The 21,316-nt window shown below is 70.3% G+C and carries 20 protein-coding genes and 1 pseudogene; 13 read left to right on the top strand and 8 right to left on the bottom strand.

All coding sequences use genetic code 11. The features are described 5' to 3' along the window. Positions 1-85 precede the first annotated feature (85 nt). The 4 genes from MFF26_RS08400 (at position 86) to MFF26_RS08385 (ending at position 4,708) form a co-directional block, all read left to right on the top strand. Positions 86-2,281, top strand: a complete 2,196-nt coding sequence (locus tag MFF26_RS08400; protein ID WP_238307881.1) for a heavy metal translocating P-type ATPase — start codon at positions 86-88, stop codon at positions 2,279-2,281. Then, the gene (gene lspA / locus MFF26_RS08395) at positions 2,281-2,793 is read left to right on the top strand and encodes a signal peptidase II (protein ID WP_003607368.1); all 513 of its coding nucleotides are present in this window, start codon (positions 2,281-2,283) and stop codon (positions 2,791-2,793) included. Before MFF26_RS08400 ends, lspA begins: the two co-directional genes overlap by 1 nt. An 88-nt stretch (positions 2,794-2,881) precedes the next feature. After that, positions 2,882-3,949, top strand: a complete 1,068-nt coding sequence (locus tag MFF26_RS08390; RefSeq protein ID WP_238307880.1) for a L,D-transpeptidase family protein — start codon at positions 2,882-2,884, stop codon at positions 3,947-3,949. Positions 3,950-3,985: 36 nt separating this feature from the next. Beyond that, on the top strand, positions 3,986-4,708 hold the full coding sequence (locus MFF26_RS08385) for a cytochrome c biogenesis CcdA family protein (protein WP_238307879.1): 723 nt from the start codon (positions 3,986-3,988) through the stop codon (positions 4,706-4,708). Positions 4,709-4,835: 127 nt separating this feature from the next. Here MFF26_RS08385 and MFF26_RS08380 read toward each other — a convergent pair whose 3' ends face one another. Together MFF26_RS08380 and MFF26_RS26625 are read right to left on the bottom strand one after the other, a co-directional pair. Continuing rightward, complete coding sequence (locus MFF26_RS08380) at positions 4,836-5,159, bottom strand: YnfA family protein (protein ID WP_003596966.1); 324 nt, start codon at positions 5,157-5,159, stop codon at positions 4,836-4,838. A gap of 90 nt (positions 5,160-5,249) precedes the next feature. Further along, positions 5,250-5,462 (bottom strand): efflux RND transporter permease subunit, encoded by a 213-nt coding sequence (locus MFF26_RS26625; RefSeq protein WP_158022301.1) that lies wholly within the window; start codon positions 5,460-5,462, stop codon positions 5,250-5,252. Between the two features lie 35 nt (positions 5,463-5,497). On the opposite strand from MFF26_RS26625, the gene MFF26_RS26620 reads away from it, so the two are divergent. Then, positions 5,498-5,680, top strand: coding sequence for a hypothetical protein (locus MFF26_RS26620; protein WP_017484334.1), 183 nt, complete (start codon positions 5,498-5,500; stop codon positions 5,678-5,680). Here MFF26_RS26620 and MFF26_RS08375 read toward each other — a convergent pair. From MFF26_RS08375 to MFF26_RS08365, 3 genes and pseudogenes are all read right to left on the bottom strand, one after another. Beyond that, positions 5,605-6,168 (bottom strand): annotated as a pseudogene (locus MFF26_RS08375) (efflux RND transporter permease subunit); the annotation flags it as partial. The gene MFF26_RS26620 and the pseudogene MFF26_RS08375 overlap by 76 nt on opposite strands. A gap of 12 nt (positions 6,169-6,180) precedes the next feature. Next, entirely contained in the window at positions 6,181-7,545 is a 1,365-nt protein-coding gene (locus MFF26_RS08370) for an efflux RND transporter periplasmic adaptor subunit (RefSeq protein ID WP_238307878.1), read from the bottom strand. Positions 7,546-7,676: 131 nt separating this feature from the next. After that, a complete protein-coding gene (locus tag MFF26_RS08365; RefSeq protein ID WP_096486613.1) occupies positions 7,677-8,018 on the bottom strand; it encodes a hypothetical protein in 342 nt (113 codons plus the stop codon). A 394-nt stretch (positions 8,019-8,412) separates the two neighbouring features. On the opposite strand from MFF26_RS08365, the gene MFF26_RS08360 reads away from it, so the two are divergent. From MFF26_RS08360 to MFF26_RS08325, 8 genes are all read left to right on the top strand, one after another. Beyond that, positions 8,413-8,883: a hypothetical protein gene (locus tag MFF26_RS08360; protein WP_017484333.1), complete on the top strand. Its 471-nt coding sequence runs from the start codon at positions 8,413-8,415 to the stop codon at positions 8,881-8,883. 85 nt (positions 8,884-8,968) lie between these two features. Continuing rightward, a complete protein-coding gene (locus MFF26_RS08355; RefSeq protein WP_238307877.1) occupies positions 8,969-10,708 on the top strand; it encodes an efflux RND transporter periplasmic adaptor subunit in 1,740 nt (579 codons plus the stop codon). Between the two features lie 12 nt (positions 10,709-10,720). After that, on the top strand, positions 10,721-13,870 hold the full coding sequence (locus MFF26_RS08350) for an efflux RND transporter permease subunit (RefSeq protein ID WP_003596977.1): 3,150 nt from the start codon (positions 10,721-10,723) through the stop codon (positions 13,868-13,870). 18 nt (positions 13,871-13,888) lie between these two features. After that, positions 13,889-14,254, top strand: coding sequence for a hypothetical protein (locus MFF26_RS08345; RefSeq protein WP_003596978.1), 366 nt, complete (start codon positions 13,889-13,891; stop codon positions 14,252-14,254). Positions 14,255-14,413: 159 nt separating this feature from the next. Then, the gene (locus MFF26_RS08340; RefSeq protein ID WP_003596981.1) at positions 14,414-14,656 is read left to right on the top strand and encodes a hypothetical protein; all 243 of its coding nucleotides are present in this window, start codon (positions 14,414-14,416) and stop codon (positions 14,654-14,656) included. Positions 14,657-14,747: 91 nt separating this feature from the next. Next, complete coding sequence (copM, locus tag MFF26_RS08335) at positions 14,748-15,125, top strand: CopM family metallochaperone (RefSeq protein ID WP_003596982.1); 378 nt, start codon at positions 14,748-14,750, stop codon at positions 15,123-15,125. 148 nt (positions 15,126-15,273) lie between these two features. Continuing rightward, positions 15,274-17,673, top strand: coding sequence for a heavy metal translocating P-type ATPase (locus tag MFF26_RS08330; protein ID WP_003596983.1), 2,400 nt, complete (start codon positions 15,274-15,276; stop codon positions 17,671-17,673). Between the two features lie 227 nt (positions 17,674-17,900). Then, a complete protein-coding gene (locus MFF26_RS08325; protein WP_003596984.1) occupies positions 17,901-18,380 on the top strand; it encodes a hypothetical protein in 480 nt (159 codons plus the stop codon). 375 nt (positions 18,381-18,755) lie between these two features. Here the strand turns inward: MFF26_RS08325 and MFF26_RS08320 are convergent, their stop codons facing one another. From MFF26_RS08320 to MFF26_RS08310, 3 genes are read right to left on the bottom strand one after another with little or no spacing between them, the layout of a single operon-like run. Then, entirely contained in the window at positions 18,756-19,094 is a 339-nt protein-coding gene (locus MFF26_RS08320; RefSeq protein ID WP_003596985.1) for a ubiquitination-like system serine protease family protein, read from the bottom strand. Then, a complete protein-coding gene (locus tag MFF26_RS08315; protein ID WP_238307876.1) occupies positions 19,094-20,488 on the bottom strand; it encodes a ThiF family adenylyltransferase in 1,395 nt (464 codons plus the stop codon). Before MFF26_RS08315 ends, MFF26_RS08320 begins: the two co-directional genes overlap by 1 nt. Position 20,489: 1 nt before the next feature. Further along, entirely contained in the window at positions 20,490-21,203 is a 714-nt protein-coding gene (locus tag MFF26_RS08310; RefSeq protein ID WP_003596987.1) for a multiubiquitin domain-containing protein, read from the bottom strand. Positions 21,204-21,316: the final 113 nt, after the last annotated feature.

Here is a 21,316-nt window from a genome sequence, read left to right as displayed (position 1 = left end):
CACGGCCTTGACCCTGTAGTGACTACAGGGTGCATGTAGGGGGCCTTCCCAGTCCGGACCAGGAGCCCGGCGAACGGAGCGCACCATGAGCCAGGCCGCCGGCGCGGACCGCACATCCTTCCCCACGAACGGTCCGCAGGCCCTGCGCTACAGGGTCAAGGGCATGGACTGCCCGACCTGCGCCGGGAAGATCGAGACCGCCGTCTCCCGGCTGCCGGGCGTCGCGGACGTGCGCGTGAACTACGGCAGCCAAGTCCTCGACCTCGCGCTCGATGAGGCTGCGACGCCGAGGACCGAATTGGAGGGGCGGATCGAGCGCCTGGGCTACGGCGTCGCGCTGCTCCCCACGGCCGCGGACTTAGCCATGGCCCAAGCCTCGGGCGGCGCCCCGCCCGCCGGGACCGCGGAGGAGCCTGAGCCGCCGCTCTGGCGGAGCCGGAAGGCGCGGCTGGGCATCCTGATCGGCGCCCTGTTCGCCGCCGGCTTCCTGGTCGAGCGGATCGCGCCGGGCCTGGCGGGCGAGTACGCCTACTGGCCAGGGGCGCTCGTCGGGCTCGCCTATTACGGCCGCCGCGCGGCCGTGGCGGCGTTGGCCGGCACGCCCTTCTCCATCGAGATGCTGATGTCGGTCGCCACCGCGGGGGCGCTCGCCATCCACGCCGCCGAGGAGGCCGCCATCGTCGTGCTGCTCTTCACGGTCGGCGAGATGCTGGAGGTCGTGGCGGCGGGCCGGGCGCGTGCCGGCATCAAGGCGCTCGCCGCCCTGGTGCCGAAGACCGCCCGCCTCGTCGACGAGGCCAATGGCACCATCCGCGAGGTGGCCGCTGCGTCGCTGGCCATCGGGCAAGTCGTGGTCGTGAGGCCGGGCGACCGTGTGCCTGCCGACGGGGTGATCACCGACGGCGCGTCGAGCCTCGACGAGTCCCCCATCACTGGCGAATCGGTCCCGAAGCCCAAGGAGGTCGGCGACCCGGTCTACGCCGGCAGCGTCAACGCCGATGGCGCGCTCCAGGTCCGGGTCACAAAGACGGCGGCCGACAACACAGTCGCCCGCATCCTGCACCTCGTCAAGGAGGCGCAGGCGTCGAAGTCGCCCACGGCGCGCTTCATCGACCGGTTCAGCGCGGTCTACACGCCCATCGCGTTCGCGTTCGCGGCCGCCGTTGCGGTCGTGCCGCCGCTGCTCGGCGCCGATTGGGGCACCTGGATCTACCGGGGCCTGGCGCTCCTCCTCATCGCCTGCCCCTGCGCGCTGGTGCTCTCGACCCCCGCGGCCATCGCCTCCGGACTGGCCGCCGGTGCGCGACGCGGGCTGCTCGTCAAGGGCGGCGCCGCACTGGAGGTCATCGGGCGGGTGCACACGGTCGCGTTCGACAAGACCGGGACGCTGACCGCCGGACGGCCGCGGGTCTCGGACATCCTGGTCTTCGCCCCGGACGCGTCGGAGCGCTCGCTTCTCGGGTTGGCTGCCGCGGTCGAGAGCGGAAGCGGCCACCCCATCGCCCGGGCCATCCTCGACCGGGCGAGCGCGGACGGGGTGCCGCTGCGCCCGACGCGGGACGCCCGCGCCATCCCCGGCAAGGCGGTGTCGGCCACGGTGATGGGTCAGACGGTGCTCGTCGCCTCCCCACGCCACGCCGCCGAGAGCGCGCGGCTCGGCCCCGAGGCCGAGCGCGCGGTCGCGGACCTGGAAGCCGGCGGCAAGACGGTGGTCATCGTCGTCCGCGGCGCCGAGGCCTTGGGCGCCATCTCGGTCCGGGACGAGCCCCGCGCCGACGCGGCGGCCGGCATCTCGGCCCTGCGGAAGCTCGGCGTCCGCAGCGTGATGCTGACCGGCGACAACCGGCGCACGGGCGAGGCGGTCGCGTCCGAACTCGGGCTCGACGTGAAGGCCGAGCTCCTGCCCCAGGACAAGCTCGCCGAGATCGCGGCCCTGAAGGCGGCGGCTCCGGTGGCGATGGTCGGCGACGGCATTAACGACGCGCCGGCGCTCGCCGCCGCCAGCGTCGGCATCGCGATGGGCGGCGGCACCGACGCGGCCCTGGAAACGGCGGACGCGGCGGTGCTGAACGACCGGGTGGGCGACGTGGCGGCGCTGGTCTCCCTCTCTCGGGCGACCCTGGGCAATATCCGCCAGAACGTCGCGATCGCCCTCGGCCTGAAGGCCGTGTTCCTAATGACGACCGTCGCAGGCATCACCGGCCTCTGGCCGGCCATCCTGGCCGACACCGGCGCGACCGTCCTGGTGACGGCCAACGCGCTCCGTCTCCTGAGGGCCTGATGATCTCCCTGTCAGGGTGGGCCGGCCGGGCGGCGACCGTGGCCGGGGTGGCGGGGGCCGCCGCGGCCATAGACCTCGTCGCCAAGGCGGTGGCCGAGGCGTGGCTGGAGGAAGGCGCCGTCAGGGGCGCACTGCCCTTCGTCGACCTGAGCCTGTCATTCAACTACGGCATCAGCTTCAGCCTGTTCCCGGCGCACGACCCGTCCTCCCTGGCACTGCTCCTCGCCATCCAGGGCACGCTCACCTGCCTCGTGGCCGGCTGGGCCCTGGCCGCGGGCGGCGGGCTCGAACGCCTCGGGCTCGCCGCGATAGCGGGCGGGGCCGCCGGCAACTTCGTCGACCGGCTCGTGGACGGCGTCGTCACGGACTACCTCGACCTGCACACCGGCGGCATCCGCTGGTTCACCTTCAATTTGGCGGACGTCTGGATCTCGACAGGCGTGGTGCTGCTGCTCCTCGACGGACTTCCCCTGCGGCGGAGGCATCGCAGCGCCGGGGATCCGATCCCGTAAGCGGCCCGCTTCCGCCGAACCACAGCCACGGCAACCTGTCATCAACCCTTCGAGCCCAGGCTCGGAGGCCGACCTCGGCGAGGCCGACATGCTGAAGACGACAACGTTCGGTCTGGCCCTCCTCCTGGCGCTGTCCGCCTGCCAGGACGGCCAGTACGCGGCCTCGACGCGTCACCTCGCGCCGATCCCGCCGGCGACCCTGGCCCTGATGTCGGCCAAGGGTGTCTCGCCGGCGGATCCGATCCTGATGCGGGCCTACAAGAAGGAGTCCGAGATCGAGCTCTGGAAGCGCGGCACGGACGGCAAGTACGCCCTCCTGAAGACCTACGCGATGTGCCGCTGGTCGGGTCAGCTGGGGCCCAAGACCCGGGAGGGGGACCGGCAGGCGCCGGAGGGCTTCTACGCGGTGACGCCCGCGTCCATGAACCCGAATTCGAGCCTTTATCTCTCGTTCAATCTCGGGTACCCGAACGAGTACGACCGCTCCCTGGGACGCACCGGCGCGCACCTGATGGTGCACGGCTCGTGCTCGTCGCGGGGCTGCTTCGCGATGACGGACGAGGTAATCTCGGAACTCTATGCCGTGGTGCGGGAGGCCTTCGCGGGCGGCCAGCGCGCCGTCCAGTTCCAGTCCTACCCGTTCCGCATGACGCCGGAGAACTTGGCCCGGCATCGCCAGGACCCGAACATCGCGTTCTGGAGGAACCTCAAGGAGGGGTCCGACCGGTTCGAGGTCACGGGGGCCGAGCCGGGCGTCGGCGTCGCCGATGGCCGATACGGGTTCGATGCCGGCGACGAGGCCACGGCCGGCGCGGTCGCGCGGAAGCAGGCGGATGACGAGCGGCAGGTCGCCGCCCTCGTGGCGAGCGGGACGCCGGCCGTCCGACTGGTGTACGAGGACGGCGGCCAGCACCGGTCGTTCCGGGAAACCATGGTCGCGGCCGGAGGCGGTCTCGGCGAGGTGAGCCGCCCCGAGGCTCTGGCCGCAGGGCCGCGTGAGGTCGCTATGCCGGCCGCGGGCCCAGTTGCTCTCGCCGGCAAGCGCGAGCCGGTCCGGGGCGCGGCGGCGCTCAAGCCGACGGGGCCCGGCGGGACCGAGGCGGAGCGCCAACGCCTTCTCAAGATCTTCGCCGCGGCCGGGGCCGGTCAGGAGTGACGATCCTGCGTCCATCATTCCGCCGGGGCTGAACCGATGGCCATCGACGCCTCAAGCGTGGGCTTCCTCGCGGCCTTCGCGGCCGGCGCCGTGTCGTTCCTATCGCCCTGCGTGCTGCCTCTCGTTCCGGGCTACGTGTCTTACGTCGCCGGGCAGTCGGCCGCCGGCGAGCGCGACAGCCTGCGCACGCTCGGCCTGAGCCTTTGCTTCGTGCTCGGGTTCACGACCGTCTTCGTCGCGTTCGGCGCGGGGGCGAGCGCGCTCGGCTTCGCCCTGCTCGCCCATCGCGAGGCGCTGAACCTCGCCTCGGGCTTGCTGGTGATCCTGTTCGGCCTGTTCACGGCCGGTCTGCTGCGGCCCGCCTGGCTGCAGCGTGAGCTGCGCTGGCACGGCGATCCGCCGGGTCGGGGGCCCGTCGCCGCCTATCTCCTCGGAACGGCCTTCGCCTTCGGATGGACCCCGTGCATCGGTCCCGTCCTCGGTGCCATCCTGGCAGTCACGGCCTCCTCGGCCTCGGGCAAGGGCGTCGCCCTGCTCACCGTCTACTCGCTCGGGCTTGGCGTGCCGTTCGTGGCGGCGGCCCTTTTCCTGTCAGGCTTCGTCGCGCGCCTTCGGACCCTACGCTGGTTCGGTCGTGCGCTTCAGCTCGTCGGCGGGGGCGTGATGGTGGCGATGGGGCTGCTGATGGTGACCGACCGCATGAGCGCCGTGGCTTCCCTCCTCGTGGAGGCCTTCCCCGTGCTTGGGCGGATCGGTTGAGGCATGGTCCTCCGCAGGCGTGCTGTTGAGCATGCGACTGCAGGCTGCCACGAGCGTGAGCCGGCCCTTGTTGAAGAACAAGATTCGGCACTATCCTGGGTAAGCCGCGCACATCGCCGCGAGGGCCTCAGGGGCGTGGGCCGAACAGGATCACCGTCATGCCGACGAGGCAGATCGCACCGCCCGTAACGTCCCATCGGTCCGGACGGTAGCCTTCCGCACCCCATAGCCAGAGGATGGCCGCCACGATGTAGATGCCTCCGTAGGCCGCATAAGCCCTGCCTGCCGCCTCGCTCTCGACTAAGGTAAGCAGGTAGGCGAAGAGCGCAAGCGATGCCATGCCGGGGAGCAACCAGAGGGGTGATCTGTCCAGGCGCAGCCAGGCCCAGAACGCGAAGCATCCAACGATTTCGGCGAGGGCCGCGCCCGCATAGGCGAGGAAAGTCGTCATTTCTGAGTGGTCTCGTTGCTCTTGAAGTCTGTCAAGCTTGCAATGCGAGGTCCGCGATCCTGATAGGACTGCCGCTGGTTCGCGTGGTGCTCACGGATACTGTTCGGCGACCTGCCGGAACAGAGCGGCGCCACCGTCGTCCTCGTCATGGCTGACCGGCGCCGTGGCGCGGGCGCCGCCGAAGCGCGCATAGAGGGCCGGAAGTACGACCAGGGTCAGCATGGTGGCGCTGATCAAGCCGCGGATGAACACGGTCGCGAGCGGCTTCTGGACCTCCGTGCCGGTCCCCGCCGCCAGCGTCACCGGGACGAACCCGAGCGAGGGCAACAAGCGCGGTCATGGCGTCCTTCAGGATGGCGATCAGCGCCGGCACGAAGGTCAGCGACAGGACGAAGGCGGCAACGAGCGCGATGATGACGGTCGGCGCCATCGGCTCGAACATCTTGCCCTCGACCCTGGCCACGCCCGGCACGGTCTTGATCTGCGGCCGGACGATCCATTCCTGGAAGGTCCGCAGGTAGGCGGCCTTCTCCAGCTCCGTCCTCAGCCCCAGTCCCTCAGGTGTCAGGTATATGTCGTCCGATTGCCAGCCCGGTTCGCCTAAACACGACGCCTTCCACGCGTCGGGCGCCGTGTAGCGCACGGTCCACATGAATATCTCGTCGAGGCCGGTCATGATCGGCCCCATATGAGGCTGGAATTCGGACGGCCGCCCCTCGCGCGCCTCGCCTAGGCGCTCCACCAACTGGCGGCGGGCGAAGTAGACCTTGACCTCGTCGGCGAAGACCGCCGTGACCTGGGAGAAGTCGTTACGCGAACGCAAACGGATGTATTCCGAACCCTTGATGCCGGCGAGCGTGGTCTCGACCGGTCAGGTCACCTGCTTCTCGATATCGAAGGGCGAGAGCGTGGGCGCGACGGTGTTGAACAGCACCTGGTTGCTGTTGATATCGGGCACGAAGTCGAGCCAGCCCTGTCGAACGGGGAAGGCGAGGATACGGGAGATCAGGTCCGGTCGCCCTCAGTCGTCGCCCGCTTCGGATTTGCGGAGCTCGGCCTTGAGGATGAAGGAGTTGGCAACCGCGATGGTGGCGCCCGACTTCAGTCCGGAGACGACCTCGTAGGAATCGTCGTCCGAGCGTCCGAGCTCGACCTCCCGCTTCTCGAAGCCCTCCTCAGTGCGCACGAAAACGACGCGCTCGCCCCCGACCGTCTGCAGGGCGGCCTTCGGGACGTGCACCTCGACCGCGTCGTTCGCGATCTCCACCCCGGCAGTGACGAAGGCGCCGGGGCGCCATGCAAGGTCAGGGTTCGGCAGGGCGACGATGACCCGCGCCGAGCGGGTGTCCGGGTTCAAGAACGGGCTGACGAAGACGACCTTGCCGTCGGCATGGCGGCCGCCGGCCTCATGGGCATGGGTGACAGCTACGGGTGCGCCCTCCCGAACCATGGCGAGCTCGTGTGTCGGCACCGACAGCTCGATCCATACGGTCGAGAGGTCGGCGACGGTGTAGATGTCGGCGGGGTCGCCCTTGCCGCCGACCGTCGTCCCGACCTCGACCTTGCGCTCGACGACCCGGCCGGCGAGCGACGAGCGGAGCTCGTACCGGCGCAGGGTGGATTGGTTCAGGGTGGCACCTTCTCGTTTCTGTGCGGCTGCGACATCGGTCGCGCTCAGCCCGAGGGCGGACAGCTTCTGGCTGGCGAGGTCGACGCGCAAGGTGGCTTCCGTGTAGGTTGCCCTGGTCCGCAGGTAGACCTGCTCCGACGAGATGCGCTTGTCCCAGAGCGCCTGCTGCCGGTCGAAGTTGGTCTTCTCCAGCTCGGCGCGTACCGAGGCGATGAGGTACTCGCTCTTGGCGTCGGCGACGTCACGGCTTTCGAGGACGGCGACGATCTCGTCCTTGGCAACCCGGTCGCCGAGGCGCTTGCGCATCTCCGTGACGGTACCCACGACCCGGGCCGGGACGCGCGCGATCCGGTCGGTGTCGGGGGTGATGGCGCCGGGTACCAGGAGGTGCCGGGCGAGCGTGCCGCCCTCGACTTTCACGACCGAGATGTTGAGCGCCGCCACCTCCTCGGGTCCCATCCTGATTGCGCCCTTCTCGGGGTGCTCCTCGCCCGGCTCGTACCCGTGCTTCCCGATCTCGTGGCCGTTCGTGGCCTTGGGGGTTCCCGGCTTCTTGACGTCGTCATCTCCGTCGGGCGGCGTCCCAGCCTTCGAGGGTTCATGGTTGGCGGTGATGGGTGGCACGATGATGGTGAACAGGTCTTTCGGCAGCCCGGCGGCGGCCAGATTGTCCTGGACGAAGCGGGCGACGGCGGGGACGGCTGCGCCTATGGCGATGCCGGTGGCCAGGAGGACCGCGAACAGGAGGATGCGCATGGGGGCCGCTCGACAAGGACGCCGGACGGCCCGCTTGGGCGGTCACGGTCGTTCCCGTTGGATCAGGTGATGGACGAACCGGCGCCGAGATGTGGGCCGGGCGAACGCGCTCTTGGGAGCGCGGCGTCACCTTACGCGCGGGGCGGTCTCGCCAGTCGGTCGGGAGTGACGGAGGTCGGAACCTCGGCCACCCAGGAAAAGCCCAGGCCGGCGAACTCCGTCGACGGCGTGACGTAGGAGGAGACTTGGAGAGGGGCCACCTGATGGCAGCCACAAAGGAGGCGGCAGGCCAAACCCGGATTGCCGGCCTCGGTGGGCATGGGCGTGACTAGCGTCCCCACATCGATTGCGTTGTGGTAGCGGCCGCCATGATCAGCAAGATCGTCGCCGGAGCCCGCAACGGTCGAAACGATGAACATGGCCAGGGCGAGCAAGAGCGCGCGGGCACCGAATGCGCACCACTCCTGCAACACGGCACAACGCCTATGCCAACCGCCGACACCCATCGAGGTTCTTATGCGCGATTTTGGTTTGTTCGCACAAGAACAACCATCACGCCCCGACCCTCCCAAATCGGGAAGCCCCACTACCCGCGGCACGTCATCAAAGAAAGCGCGTCCTGTTCCGTTACAAGATCGGATGCGGCGGCTGCACCAAGCCCATCACCTGCACCATCCAAGCCATCGAGCCGTGCGTTCAAGTCGGGATCGATTTGCGGGCCAATCTCGTGTCCGTGGCCGCGGATCCGGCTGAGCCGCTGCTCGCGGCAGCTTGAAATGCCGCAGCGGCAACCAAACCTTCATCCCCCCATTTTCGTTTCACATGCGGACATGGTCCCGCCACCGAAATCGGTGTAAGCCAGACCTCATGAGCCTCGACCGGCAAATCATGCGCCTGACGGCGGTGGTGATCCTCGCGATCATCGCCTACGTCGCGCCGTCTGCCGTCCAAGCCCACGACGGCCATGCCCACCACGGTCGTCATCAATCAACGACTCAGGCGAACGCAGCGCCTCCCGTCGCGACGAGGCCGATTACCCTCCCGTCCCGCATCGTCGGTGGCCCTGCCGAAACCCGGCTTGCGCTCGACGGACAATCCCCGGCAGCCGAGCCGCTGTCTTCGCTGCAGGCTGACGATGCCGGTGGGAGATGCTGCCCTGTCGGCTGCAGGGGCTCATGCTGCGGGACGATGGTATGCTGCCCGTCCGGCGTCGTCGCCGGCGCCGCGTCGCTTTCCAGGCCCCTGTCTGGGAACGTCGTGCTGATCCCGCACGACGTCGACGCCCGTTCAGGCGTCGACCCCGAGGCCCTGCCCGAGCCCCCACGAACCCTCGCGTGAAGTAGGGCGCGCCTGAGGCGCGCGACGCCCGGAATGCGCCCGCTATCGGCGCCGTCCGGACTTCCCGACGCGAGGATTCCTATTCATGTCGACCCGTTTTGCCGCCGCCTATGGCGTGGTGGCGCTGCTTGCTGCCGTCCTAACGGGGCCTGCGCTTGCCCACGAGGGCCACGACCACGGCGCCGTGCCGCCGCCCCTCTCGAAGACCATCGCGCCGCGCGGCGAGGCGCTTTCGGACGCCTTCGAACTCGTCGCCGTCCCGCGCGACGGCACCCTGACGCTGTTCCTCGACCGCTTCCGGACGAACGAGCCGGTGCCCGGCGCGACCATCGAGGTCGAGACGCCGGACGGTCCCAGGGTCGCGACCGCCACGACCGACGGCGGCTACGCGCTGCCGGTCCCGTGGCTGTCGAAGCCCGGCCGGCACGAGCTCCTCGCGACCGTCACGGCCGGGGACGCGGTCGATGTGCTGACCGTGGCGATCACAGTGCCCGACCCGAAGGTCGCCGCGGCCGCGGCGCCTGCCAAGCCGGCCCCGGCTCAGGCTGCCCTGGCGCGCGTCTCCGAGGTCGCCCACGGCATCAGGGAACGGCTGATGGCCAAGGACCCGGCCCTGGTGGCCGCGGTCGCCGTCGCCTTCCTGCTCGGCGTGCTCGTGACGGCGCTCGCACGCGGGCGCCGTGGCGCGCCGGCGGTGGCGCTGGTCGCCATCGGCATCACCCTCGTCCTCGGCACCGCCGCCTTCGCGCACGGCGACGAGGACCACGGCTCAACCGTTGAGGGCGCCGCCCTGATCGAGCCGCGCCAGACGACGCCGGCCTCGTCGGACCTCGCGCAGCGCCTGCCCGACGGCTCCGTCTTCGTGCCGAAGCCGACGCAACGGCTGCTGGTCCTGCGCACCATCATGACCGAGCAGGGCAGCTTCCACCGCTCGGTCGAGTTGCCGGGCCGCATCATCCCGGACCCGAACGCCAGCGGCGTCGTCCAGTCCTCGGTCGGCGGACGGATCTCGCCACCGCCGTCCGGCGTCTTCCCTCGCCTCGGCACGAAGGTTCGCAAGGGCGACGTGCTCGCCACGGTGACGCCGCCGGTCCAGGCCGTCGACGTCTCCGACATGCGCCAGCGCCAGGGCGAACTCGACCAGCAGATCGCCATCGTCGAGCGCCGGGTCGAGCGCTACCGGAAGCTCGCCACGACCGGCGCCGTCGCCACGACCCAGCTCGACGACGCGGTCGCGGAGCTCAATGGCCTGCACGACCGCCGCGCGGCCCTCGACAAGATCCGCCAGCAGCCCGAGGCCCTGGTCTCGCCCGTCGACGGCGTGGTGGCGCAGGCGACCGCAGTGGCCGGGCAGATGGCGGCGCCCGGCGCCATGGTCTTCCAGATCGTCGATCCAAACCGCCTCTGGGTCGAGGCCCTCAGCTTCGACGCTCTGACCGCGGCGCAGAACGCTACGGCCCGTCTCGCCGACGGACGGACCCTGAAGCTCGCCTACCAGGGCACGGGGCTCGCCGACCGCAACCAGGCCATACCGGTCCAGTTCGCGGTCCAGGGCGACGCCTCCGGCCTGCGGGTCGGCCAGTTCGTCACGGTGCTGGCCGGGACCGACACCGAGCAGGCCGGCCTGGCGCTGCCGCGCTCTGCCGTGGTGCGCACCGGCAACGGGCAGGACGTCGTCTACGAGCACACCACCGCCGAGCGCTTCGAGGCGCGGCCCGTTCGGGTCGAGCCGCTCGACGGCGGCCGGGTGCTCGTGGCCGAGGGGATCGGGTCCGGTAAGCGGGTCGTGACCCAGGGCGCCGAACTCCTCGACCAGGTTCGCTGAGGAGGCCGCCCGATGTTCACCTTCCTCGTCAGCCAGTCGGTCCGCAACCGCCTGCTCGTCCTCGCGCTCGCCGCGGTGCTGGTACTGTACGGCGCCTTCACCGCGACCAAGCTGCCGGTCGACGTCTTTCCCGACCTCAACAGACCCACCGTCACGGTCATGACGGAGGCGGAAGGGTACGCCCCCCAGGAGGTCGAGCAACTCGTCACTTATCCCATCGAGACCCGGATGAACGGTCTCCCCGGCGTGACCCGCGTGCGCTCGGTCTCGGGCGTGGGCCTGTCCATCACCTACGTCGAGTTCGACTGGGGGACCGACATCTATCGGAACCGGCAGCAGGTCGCGGAGCGCCTGTCCCTCGTCCAGGACCAGCTGCCCCGCGGCGTCACCCCTGTGATGGGCCCTGTCTCCTCGATCATGGGCCAGATCCTGCTGGTGGCGGTCACCAGCGAGACCGCGACCCCCATGCAGGTGCGCGAGGTCGCCGACTTCACCATCCGGCCGCGCCTGCTGACCATTCCGGGCGTGGCGCAGGTCATCCCCATCGGCGGCGAGGTGCGCCAGTTCCGGGTCAGCCCCAACCCAGCGGCGATGCGCGCGCTCGGGGTGACCAATGCCCAGCTGGAGACGGCGCTGGCGCAGTTCGGCACCAACGCCGGCGGCGGCTTCACCGATCAGAACGCCCGCGAGTACCTGATCCGGAGCATCGGCCGGACCATGAGCCTCGACGACCTGCGCAACCTCGTGGTCGCGACGGTCGCCGACACGCCTGTATACCTGCGCCAGGTCGGGGAGGTGTCCTTTGCCGCGAAGGTGAAGCGGGGCGACGCCGGCTACATGGCCAAGCCCGCGGTCATCGTCTCGGTCGAGAAGCAGCCCGACGTCGACACGGTGCGGCTGACCCGCAGCATCGAGACCGCACTGAAGGAACTCAACCCGAACCTGCCCGGCGGCATCAAGGCCGACCAAGTGCTGTTCCGGCAGGCAGACTTCATCGAGACCTCGATCCGCAACGTCGAGCGCGTCCTCGTCGAGGCCGTGCTGGTCGTGGCGGTGGTGCTGTTCGCCTTCCTGCTGAACGTGCGCACCACGGCGATCTCGCTGCTCGCCATCCCGGTCTCGGTGCTGACGACCGCGGTGGTGTTCCACCTGTTCGGGCTGTCCATCAACACGATGACGCTCGGGGGCCTGGCCATCGCCATCGGCGAGCTCGTCGACGACGCGGTGGTCGATGTCGAGAACATCTACCGGCGGCTCGGCGAGAACCGAAAGGCCGGCAACCCGAAGAGCGTGTTCCAGGTGGTGGTGGAGGCCTCGAACGAGGTGCGCTCCGGCATCGTCTACGCGACGCTGATCATCATCCTGGTGTTCGTGCCGCTCTTCGCCCTCTCGGGCATCGAGGGCCGGCTCTTCGCACCCCTGGGGCAGGCCTACATCATCTCCATCCTGGCGAGCCTGCTCACCTCCATCACCCTGACGCCGGTGCTGGCGTCGCTGCTGCTCCCGGGGCTCAGGAACCTTGAGGAGCACGACAGCCGCTTCCTCAAGCTGCTCAAGCGGGGCAACGCCGCCCTGCTGCGGGTCGCCTTCCGGCACAAGGGCTGGCTCGTCGGAAGCGTCGCCGTGGCGGTCGCCGCCGCGGGCGTCGCCGCCTGGAACCTGCCCCGGGCCTTCCTGCCTCCGTTCAACGAGGGCTCGTTCACGGTCAGCATGACCTTCAACCCGGGCATCTCGCTCGCCGAGAGCAACCGGGTCGGGCTGATCGCCGAGAAGCTGCTCCTGGACATCCCGGGCGTGAAGGCGGTGGGCCGCCGGACCGGTCGGGCCGAACTCGACGAGCACGCCGAGGGCGTCCACTCCTCCGAGATCGACGTGGCGCTCGACGAAGGTACGAAGCGTCCGAAGGAGGCGCTGGTCGCCGACATCCGCGGGCGCCTCGCCGCCCTTCCGGTGGCGGTCAACGTCGGCCAGCCGATCTCGCACAGGCTCGACCACATGCTCTCGGGCGTGCGGGCCGAGATCGCGCTCAAGGTGTTCGGCGACGACCTCGACGCCCTGCGGCGGGTCGCGAACTCCCTGCGCGACCGCATGGCCTCGATCCCGGGTCTCGCGGACCTGCAAGTCGAGCGGCAGGTGCGCATCCCGCAGCTTGAGGTGCGCGTCGACTACACCCGGGCGGCCCTTTACGGCGTCCAGCCCGCGGCCGTCGTCGAGCAGATCAGCCGCCTCTCCAACGGTCGGGTGGTCTCGACGGTCGTCGACGGCGTGCGCCGCTTCGACGTGGTATTGCGCCTCGCCGAGAACCGCCGGACGACGACGGGGCTGGGCGACCTCCTCCTGGAGACGCCCTCGGGCTGGGTGCCGGCGCGCCAGGTCGCCGACATCCGCGAGACCGACGGGCCGAACCAGATCCTGCGCGAGAACGCCCGGCGCCGCATCGTGGTGCAGGCCAACACCACGGCCGGCACCGACATGGCGACCGTCGTGGCCGCCATCCGCGAGGCGGTGGCGAAGGAGCCGATGCCGCCCGGCTTCTTCACCAGCCTGGAAGGCACTTTCCAGGCGCAGGAGGAGGCGAGCCGGACCATCGCGGCGCTCTCGGCGCTCTCTCTGGCCCTGGTCTTCGCCATCCTGTTCAGCCGCTACCGCTCGGCCGCCCTGGCGCTCATCATCATGGGCAACGTGCCGCTCGCCCTGATCGGCTCGGTGGCCGCGCTCTGGCTGGTGGGGCAGCCGCTCTCGGTGGCGTCGATGATCGGCTTCATCACGCTGACCGGCATCGCCGCCCGCAACGGCATCCTGAAGATCAGCCACTACCTGAACCTGTCACTGCACGAGGGTATGCCGTTCGGGCCCGACCTCGTGGTGCGCGGCAGCCTGGAGCGGCTGACCCCGGTGCTGATGACGGCGCTCTCGGCGGGCGTGGCGCTGGTGCCGCTGCTCTACGACGCCGCGAGCCCGGGCAAGGAGATCCTGCACCCGGTGGCGGTGACGATCTTCGGCGGCCTCGTCAGCGCGACGCTGCTCGACACCTTCCTGACCCCCGTCCTGTTCCTGCGCTTCGGCCGCAAGCCGCTGGAGCGGCTGCACGCCCTGCACGCCGAGGCGCCGGCCGACCCGTCCCCGGACGGCGCGCGACCGCGCCCGGCCGAGGCCTACTGACCCCCGAGGAGAACCAGCATGATCCTGCACAGACTGACCCTCGTCGCCGGCCTGATGGCGGCGACCGCGGCGTACGCCCACGAAAGCGCCGGCCAGCACGGCGGCCGGGTAGCCGACGCCGGGAAGTTCCACGTCGAGCTCGCTACCAAGGGCGAGACCGTCGACGTCTTCCTGTCGGACGGCGGCCAGAAGCCGGTGCCGGCCACGGGCTTCAAGGGCACGGCCATCCTCGTCGTCGGCGGCAAGCCGACCCGGGTCCCCCTGCAGCCGGCCGACGGCAACCGACTGACAGGGACGGCCCCGGTGGCGCTCGGGGACAGCCCGAAGGGCGCCGTGCAGCTCACCGCGCCCGACGGTGCCACGGCCAGCGGCAAGTTCGACTGAACATCGCCCCCTGTCGCGAGCGCGACCGGAAGGGGGCCTGAAGATCCCACGCAGGGATGCAGGGGGAGCCGCCCGAGGCGGGTGCCCGTGCCGGAGCCATCGGTCGACGAGCTGCACGCCGGCGACCGGCCAACCTCAATGAGCCAAGGAGTTCACCACATGAAAATCGCCGCTCTCGCCACCCTTCTGATGGCCTTCGGTGCGGCATCGCCCGCCTTCGCCGACGACCAGGGCAACGCGAACGCCGAGCAGCAGACGCAGCCCACGCCGAGCCGCGGCGGCACGGCGGGAGGGCCTGCCCACGACATGCGTCTCGGGGACACGGCCCCCGCGAAGTCCGGCGAGCGGATGGACCACGGACGTTCCGACGGAACGGCCACCAAGCCTCCCCACGGTCACTGAACGCCGCCGCGCCTCACGACGCCCCGTCGCGCCGGAGCGGACGTCCGTTCCGGCGCGACGGCATCCCACGCCATCGAAAAAGGTAACGACCATGAAAATCCCGAACACGCTCGCCATCGCCGCCATTCTCGGTCTCGGTTTGGCCGGTACCGCCCACGCGCAGGACATGAAGGACCACGGTTCGATGTCCTCCATGAAGCCGGACCCGAAGGACGACGCCTCGACCAAGGACTTCAAGGCCGCCGACATGGCCATGATGAAGGACATGGCCGTCGCTTACACCGGCAACCCGGACGTCGATTTCCGCACCCACATGATTCCGCACCACAAGGGCGCGGTCGCGATGGCCAGGGTTGCCCTGAAGCACGCCAAGGACCCGTCCACCAAGGCTATGGCCCAGAAGATCATCGACGACCAGGAGAAGGAGATCGGCGAGATGGAGGCGTGGCTGAAGCAGCACGCCAAGTAGGTCGGCCGCGCCCCGATCCGGGGCACCCATCCCGACGGGGACGCCCGCCGTCCCCGTCACCTGTTCGACGTCCTTGGACAGCCTCGGCCTGCTTCCCGTCACCGGAAGCCGGTGACCGAAGGCGATGCGAACCCACGGGAGCCAGGTCATGCCGCATAGCGTCCCCCCCTCGCACGAGCGCCACGGCCATCATGCCGGGCACGACCATGCGCAACTTGGGCACGGTGATCACGAGACCCAGGCTTCCGGCACCGGGACGGTCAAGGATCCCGTCTGCGGGATGACGGTCGATCCGCACGCCGCGAAGCATCGGGCCGAGCACGCCGGGCACCCGTACTACTTCTGCTCGAACGGATGCCGGACCAAGTTCGAGGCCGATCCGGTCCGCTACCTCGATCCGGGGCAGGCGAGGGTGGAGCCGGTGCCGGAGGGTACGATCTACACCTGCCCGATGCACCCGGAGGTGCGGCAGGTCGGCCCGGGAGGCTGCCCCATCTGCGGGATGGCGCTTGAGCCGGCCGTGGTCGGCGCCGACACCGGCCCCAGCGAGGAGTTGGTCGACATGACCCGACGCTTTCGGGTCGGGCTCGTGCTGACGCTCCCCGTCTTCGTCCTGGAGATGGGTGGCCACCTGTTCGGGCTGGCGGAACGCCTCGGGCAGCAAACCTCGAACTGGATACAGTTCGTGCTCGCCGCGCCTGTGGTGCTCTGGGCGGGCTGGCCGTTCTTCGTGCGTGGCTATCGTTCCGTGGTCTCGCGCAACCTCAACATGTTCACGCTGGTTTCGCTGGGGACGGGCTGCGCCTTCCTCTACAGCGTCGTCGCCACAGCTGCCCCGGGCCTGTTCCCGCAGGCCCTGCGCGGGCATGGCGGGGCCGTGCCTGCCTACTTCGAGGCGGCGGCCGTCATCACGGTTCTGGTGCTCCTCGGGCAGGTACTGGAACTTCGCGCCCGCGAGAGCACCGGCGGCGCGATCCGTGCCCTGCTCGACCTGACGCCGAAGACGGCCCACCGCATTCGACCGGACGGCTCCGAGGAAGAGACGTCCCTCGACGCCATCGCGGCCGGCGACCGGTTGCGGGTGCGCCCGGGCGAGAAGGTGCCGGTCGACGGCTTCGTCGCCGAGGGGCGGAGCTCGGTGGACGAGAGCCTGGTGACGGGGGAATCGATGCCGGTCACCAAGGCGGCGGGCGCCCCCGTGGTCGGCGGCAGCCTGAACCAGTCCGGGGCCCTCGTGATCGAGGCCACGAAGGTCGGGCGCGACACCATGCTGGCCCGCATCGTCCAGATGGTGGCCGAGGCCCAGCGCTCGCGCGCACCCATCCAGCGCCTCGCCGACCAAGTGGCCGGCTGGTTCGTGCCCGCCGTCATCGGCGTGGCGGTCCTCGCGTTCCTCGCCTGGATGGTCTTCGGGCCGGAGCCGCGCTTCACCTTCGCGCTCTTGGCCGCCGTCGCGGTGCTCATCATTGCCTGCCCCTGCGCGCTCGGGCTCGCCACGCCGATGTCCATCATGGTCGGCGTCGGACGGGGTGCCGGGGCCGGCGTCCTGGTCAAGAACGCCGAGGCCCTGGAGCGCATGGAGCGGGTGGGCACCCTCCTGGTCGACAAGACAGGCACGCTGACCGAGGGCAAGCCGGCGGTCACCCGGATCGTGCCTTCAGCTAGCTTCGATGAGGCTACGGTGCTGCGCCTCGCGGCGAGCGTCGAGCGGGCGAGCGAGCACCCGCTGGCCACGGCGGTCGTGCGGGCCGCGGAGGAGCGCGGCGTCGCGACCGCCGCCGTCGCCGACTTCGAAAGCCCGACCGGCAAGGGCGCGTTCGGCACCGTGGAGGGGCGCCGGGTTGCGCTCGGCAACGCGGCCTTCCTGCGCGAGCATGGCGTGGACGTGTCGGCATATGCGGCAGGGGCGGACGAACTGAGGCGAGACGGCGCGACCGCGATCTTCGCCGCCGTCGACGGACGGGTGGCGGGCGTCATCGCCATCGCCGACCCCGTCAAGGCGACGACCGCGGAGGCGCTGGCGGCGCTCCGGACCGAGGGCATCCGGGTGGTGATGCTGACCGGCGACAACCGCACCACCGCCGAGGCCGTCGCCCGCCGCCTCGGCATCGAGGAGGTCGAGGCGGAGGTGCTGCCCGACCGGAAGGCCGCCGTGGTCGAGCGCTACAAGGCGGCCGGGCAGGTGGTCGCCATGGCGGGCGACGGCGTCAACGACGCCCCCGCGCTCGCCGCGGCGGACGTCGGCATCGCGATGGGCACCGGCACGGACGTGGCCATCGAGAGCGCCGGCCTGACGCTGCTCAAGGGCGACTTGATGGGGATCGTGCGGGCGCGGCGCCTTTCGAAGGCGGTGATGGGCAACATCCGCCAGAACCTGTTCTTCGCCTTCGTCTACAACGCCGCCGGCGTGCCGGTCGCGGCCGGGGTGCTGTACCCGTTCCTGGGTATCCTGCTCTCGCCCGTCATCGCCGCCGCTGCCATGGCGCTGTCCTCGGTCAGCGTCATCGGCAACGCCCTGCGCCTGCGGACGGCCCGGCTCGATCCTTGAGGCTACGTGTCGGCCGAGCAGGGTCTGCGCGTGAGCATGATCGCGGCAGCACCATGGGTCCGCAGACCCGGCATGTGAGCCGCGCACGGGCCCCCGCGGCCTCGGGACGAAGCACAGAAAGGTGATCGTCCCCTCGCTCGCACCGGCCGGGGTCAATCTTGAACGGCGTGTGAGGCCAGGCCACCTGACGGGCCGCGCCTGCGGATGGGCGCCCTACGGAGAAGATCATGCCGCACCACGACACGACGGCCCTCTCGGGGGTCATTCAGCACGTTTTTGCCCATCGCTTCACGGTGGAGGCCGGCGGCGGGACGCATCTGGCCGATCTCGGCCCTAAGGGAGCGGAGGCCTTCCCGCTCGTGGCGGGCCTGCATGTGGACATCGAGGGCGAGCGTCGCCCGTCCGAGATCAAGGTGACGCGGATCGCAGCCGAGAGCCGGGAACCCGTGCACATCCAGCATAAGAAGCCTTGTCACCCGCCTGGCGATAAGCGACCGGACATGCCGGCCGACCCATCGCGCGTGCTGGAGGCGGTGAAGGCCGCGGGCTGGACCCCGTCGGGGGACCTTCGCCGCAAGCCGAAGCACTTCGAAGTTCTCGCGCGCCAGGCTGGCGGGGCGTGGGCCGAGCTTCACGTGGATTTCGGCGGGACGATCTACAAGAACAAGTCACCCGATCCTACGAAGTGGGCCGCTGCCCTGGCCTAACGGCTTCGACGGGGCGGCGCACGTGCGCCGCCCCGTTCAGAGTTCGTCCTGCCGCCGACGGCCGGGGATCACGCGTTCGGGCGGGCGGCGCTTATCCGGCCCTCGGCTTGGTCCGGACCGCAACGATGGAAGCGACATCCCTCCGCCGGTCAATTTTTCCGGCGTGATATGGCCGAGGCAACGGCCTCCAAGCGGCACCGTTCGTCGCAACGAGGGCCTCCTGAACGGCCCCATGTCCGGAATTCACCCCAGTCCGGCCAGCGGCGACCTAGCTCCGGGTCGACCTCACCTCCGTTCACCGCGGCGGAATCCTCCCCGCTCCGGAGGCGACAGGTTCGGCGTCGGCGGAACCGGCGCCGCGGCGGGCGAAGGCGGTCAGCACCAGTCGGTCCGGCCCTTCCTCAGCCAGAAGTGACTCTGGCATCCCACTTGACGCCAGACGCTCGGCGTCAGCGACGCGGTCCCGTCCCAGTGTCGGCGGATGCGCCAGCCCGGCCGGTCGCCGGGAACGAGCGAGAGCTTGATCGTCTCGCCGCAGCCGCACGGGCACCCGAAGGCCGCGAACCACTGATGGCCATCCTCACCCACGACGTAGACCGTGCGAGGCGCGGGCGTATCGGGCTCCTCGTCGACGAAATCCACGGTGTGACGCCCGAGGCGGCGGGCGACCCAGGACAGGGACGCCCGGAGCAGCGTAACGGGAAGTCCCGCCATCACGCCGCCCTCATGAGCATGTCGAGATGCGGTCGGTTCAGGAACGGCCTCATGTCGCCTCGACCGAGGTATCGCGCGAGCGCGTCGTCCGTGCCCTCTTCCGGCGCGAACTGCCAGAACCCGGCCGTCAGGCTTAGGGTCTGGACGGCGAAATCGCCGTTCGGGTCGAGCCGCGACGGATGCAGCCTCAGCAGCAACTCGACCACCGCGAGGCTGGAGAACAGGCCGTTCACCGCACCCACGGCCGGCCGCTCCTGCGGCACGCCGCGGATGTAGCCGCGCGCGAGGCGGTCCTCGTAGGCCGCGGGGTCCTGCCTCCTCAAACTTTCGGCCTCAAGCATCCCGTCCGTGTAGAGACCGCGCCCCCGGAGGCTGGAGCGCCCCGGCTGCAGGTAGTGGACCGACCCGCAGATCTGGTCGATGCCACCCTCGCCATCGGCGTCGAGCATCACCCCGATGTCCAGGTAGGCCAGGACGTAGAACGTCGCGAGGCGATTCAGCAGGTCGCGGCCCTCGACCCCGTCCATGCACCCGAACACGACGTCGCAGGTCGAAACGGCCCTGAGCGCGTCCGGTCGGGACAGGTCGCAGGGAAAGGCCTCCACCCTCGCACCGAGCCCGAGGCGTTCGACGAAGGCCGCCAGAACCTCCACCTTCGGCCGACCCACGTCGGCGAGCGTCGTGTTGACGATGCGGTTGAGGTTCTTGTCCTCGACCAGGTCGGGGTCGACCAGCACGATCTCGCCGACGCCGAGGCGGGCGATCTGGTCGACGACCGGACCGCCGGTCCCGGAGCACCCCACGACCCCGACGCGGAGGTGCCGCATCGCCTCGAACGTCGCGCGTCCGAAGGCTTGGGCGTGCCGCCGCGCGAACTCGGGAACGGCCTGGGCAGCGTGAACGGGGGGCCGGTGGAAGCGGAGGTCATCGCCGACGACGCCGACGTGGTCGAGCGGCGCGTGCGTGCCGTCCTCGCCATGGGCCCGGGCGATCATCGTCCCGTCCGGGACCATCACCGCGCTGAGGTGCGGCTGGCCGTCGTCGACCCAGGCATGGACCCCGCCGAACAGGTCGGCATCCGCGGCGTCGTCCACCTCGCTGAAGCGCAGGTCGCCGCCCGGATGGCTGTGGACCTTGGCCACGGCCATGCCGCGCTTCGCCGCCTCCGCGAGCAGGGGCTCCAGGTAGGCGGTCGGCCAAGTCACGCGCCTGTCGGTGCGCTCGCAGGCATGGTGCGGGATCGGGACGATCCGGTTCACGACGAATTTCGTCCGTCCGGGCGAGACGGCGCGCCCGCAGAGCATCAGGGCGACCGCCTCGCGGCCGTCGCCGGGGAAGAGGTGGGCGCAAAGCGCGGCGTGTTGCGCGCCGGTCAGGGCGAGGGTGGTGCGCATGTCAGGCGGCCCCCACTTCCTTGGCGAGGCAATGCTCAACCAGCGCGAGGTGCGTGCCGATGTCGTCGACGTCCGGGCGCCAGGGGTTCTCGCCGGTGCGGTGACGCGACCAACCCTGCCAGTGCTTGCCCTCGAAGGTGTCCCCGACCAGGGCGCGGATCGGAACCCCGTCGGCCCGGGCGAGCGGGGGGTGGAAGTAGAACATGTCGATCTGAGTCGAGGGATACCCCGGCAGCAGGCGCAGCATCAGGTCCGCCTTGGCCGGGGCGTACCCGGTGCGGACGGGATAGTCGCGGACGACGACGCGGGTGGCGCCCGCCTCCTGGATCGCCTCCCAGCGGTGGCCGGCCGCGTCGAGCGTCTCCTCGTCGCCTTCGGGAAGCGCGAAATCCCGGCGGCGGGGGAGCGGCTGCTCCCCCTCCGTCTGGTCGAGCGGCAGGGTGACGAAGCGCTCCTCGCCGCTGTCGCTCACGTGCACGACCTCGTCGAGGCCGATGCGCTTCAACTGGGCGCCGACCTTCTGGAAAATCTTCCAGCGATCCGGGTGCGCCTTGCCCGCGATAACGAGCAGGTCTCGGCCGGTGAGGTCCGGCAGCGGGTTCTCGTAGCTCTTCTTGTCGATGCGGAAGCCGTAGACCTTGACCGCGCGGACGCCGTCCTCGTCCGTGCGGGGGGCGTCGTCGTCGTGGTGGCCGTGGTTCTCGTTGGTGTTCATCCCGTTGCCTTTCGATCATCCCGGGAAGCCATCCTTCCCGGCCCGTCGAGGGGTTGATCGAAAGGGGCCGGCCAAGCCGGAAACGGCCGGGCCAAGTTTTTTTCGGCCGCGGG

Origin of the sequence: Methylorubrum suomiense (assembly GCF_022179765.1) — a bacterium.
Taxonomy (GTDB): domain Bacteria; phylum Pseudomonadota; class Alphaproteobacteria; order Rhizobiales; family Beijerinckiaceae; genus Methylobacterium; species Methylobacterium suomiense.
The sequence above is the reverse complement of the archived record's forward strand: the minus strand, read 5'-3'. Positions and strand labels throughout refer to the sequence as shown.

Coding starts and splice junctions, on each gene's coding strand:
- MFF26_RS08400 (WP_238307881.1), top strand. CDS start 86: ATGAGCCAGGCCGCCGGCGCGGACCGCACATCCTTCCCCACGAACGGT.
- lspA (WP_003607368.1), top strand. CDS start 2,281: ATGATCTCCCTGTCAGGGTGGGCCGGCCGGGCGGCGACCGTGGCCGGG.
- MFF26_RS08390 (WP_238307880.1), top strand. CDS start 2,882: ATGCTGAAGACGACAACGTTCGGTCTGGCCCTCCTCCTGGCGCTGTCC.
- MFF26_RS08385 (WP_238307879.1), top strand. CDS start 3,986: ATGGCCATCGACGCCTCAAGCGTGGGCTTCCTCGCGGCCTTCGCGGCC.
- MFF26_RS08380 (WP_003596966.1), bottom strand. CDS start 5,159: ATGACGACTTTCCTCGCCTATGCGGGCGCGGCCCTCGCCGAAATCGTT.
- MFF26_RS26620 (WP_017484334.1), top strand. CDS start 5,498: ATGGCGTCCTTCAGGATGGCGATCAGCGCCGGCACGAAGGTCAGCGAC.
- MFF26_RS08370 (WP_238307878.1), bottom strand. CDS start 7,545: ATGCGCATCCTCCTGTTCGCGGTCCTCCTGGCCACCGGCATCGCCATA.
- MFF26_RS08360 (WP_017484333.1), top strand. CDS start 8,413: ATGAGCCTCGACCGGCAAATCATGCGCCTGACGGCGGTGGTGATCCTC.
- MFF26_RS08355 (WP_238307877.1), top strand. CDS start 8,969: ATGTCGACCCGTTTTGCCGCCGCCTATGGCGTGGTGGCGCTGCTTGCT.
- MFF26_RS08350 (WP_003596977.1), top strand. CDS start 10,721: ATGTTCACCTTCCTCGTCAGCCAGTCGGTCCGCAACCGCCTGCTCGTC.
- MFF26_RS08345 (WP_003596978.1), top strand. CDS start 13,889: ATGATCCTGCACAGACTGACCCTCGTCGCCGGCCTGATGGCGGCGACC.
- MFF26_RS08340 (WP_003596981.1), top strand. CDS start 14,414: ATGAAAATCGCCGCTCTCGCCACCCTTCTGATGGCCTTCGGTGCGGCA.
- copM (WP_003596982.1), top strand. CDS start 14,748: ATGAAAATCCCGAACACGCTCGCCATCGCCGCCATTCTCGGTCTCGGT.
- MFF26_RS08330 (WP_003596983.1), top strand. CDS start 15,274: ATGCCGCATAGCGTCCCCCCCTCGCACGAGCGCCACGGCCATCATGCC.
- MFF26_RS08325 (WP_003596984.1), top strand. CDS start 17,901: ATGCCGCACCACGACACGACGGCCCTCTCGGGGGTCATTCAGCACGTT.
- MFF26_RS08320 (WP_003596985.1), bottom strand. CDS start 19,094: ATGGCGGGACTTCCCGTTACGCTGCTCCGGGCGTCCCTGTCCTGGGTC.
- MFF26_RS08315 (WP_238307876.1), bottom strand. CDS start 20,488: ATGCGCACCACCCTCGCCCTGACCGGCGCGCAACACGCCGCGCTTTGC.
- MFF26_RS08310 (WP_003596987.1), bottom strand. CDS start 21,203: ATGAACACCAACGAGAACCACGGCCACCACGACGACGACGCCCCCCGC.